This window comes from Corallococcus praedator (genome assembly GCF_003612125.1).
Lineage (GTDB): Bacteria > Myxococcota > Myxococcia > Myxococcales > Myxococcaceae > Corallococcus > Corallococcus praedator.
In genome coordinates, this window is sequence record NZ_RAWI01000794.1 from 1 (window position 1) to 890 (window position 890).

General features: G+C 74.8%; 2 pseudogenes. Both read left to right on the forward strand.

Annotation, left to right across the window (positions count from 1 at the left end):
• Positions 1 to 271, forward strand: a pseudogene (locus D7Y13_RS41795) (hypothetical protein); the annotation flags it as partial.
• Positions 272 to 280: 9 nt separating this feature from the next.
• Positions 281 to 844, forward strand: a pseudogene (locus D7Y13_RS50010) (Y-family DNA polymerase); the annotation flags it as partial.
• Positions 845 to 890: the final 46 nt, after the last annotated feature.

The window sequence follows — 890 nt, forward strand, 5'->3', positions numbered from 1 at the left end:
GCTGGAGCGCAGCCGGGGGGGCGGCGTGGGGATGCGCGTCGTGAGCCCCTGGCAGGCGCTGTACCCGGAGGTGGGGCTGGAGGCCGGGGCCCGGCTGGACGTGGACGACCTGGGCGCCGACGCGGGCGCGGCCAGCGCGGGGCCGGGCTTCTACCGCGAGCCGGGCGACAGCGTGCGCAACGGCTGCGGCATCCTGGGCCAGCGCCCCGGCCGCGACGCGCCCATGCCCTCGCTGCACCCGGGGCTTCCGCCGTCGTCGGGCACCTGCTGAGGGCACGTCATGCGGAGGGGCTATCTGCACGTCACGCGCTTCCCGGTGCAGCGCAAGGTCATCGAATCGCCGGGACTCTCAGGCCAGCCGTTCGCGCTGGTGGAGGAGGTGCGCGGCCAGCGCCGGGTGGCCTTCGCGTCCACGCGCGCGCTGAAGGTCGGCGTGCGGACGGGGATGACGCTGACGGCGGCGACCGCGCTGGAGCCCGAGCTGAAGCACTTCCCCTACCGTCCCCAGGACGACGCGCAGGCGCTGCGCGTGCTGGGGGAGTCGCTGCTGGGCCTGTGTCCGGGCTTCCAGCGCAGTGCCCCGGACGGCCTGTGGTTCGACGCGGGGGCCGCGCACCTGGTGGGCGGTGAGCCGGAGCTGGGGGCTCGCGTGCTGGAGGTCTGCGCGGAGCAGGGCTACCGGGGGCACGTGACGGTGGCCTCGGAGGCGTTCACCTCGCGGGTGCTGGCGCGGCACGGCACCCTGCGGGTGGAGGTGGTGCCGGAGGGGCTGGGCGCGCGGGCGCTCGCGCCGCTGCCGCTGCGGTCGCTGGAGGACGACACGGTGCGCGCCTTCCTGTCTCTTATAGACATCTGACGCTGCCGACGAACTCTAGGGTGTATATCTCGGT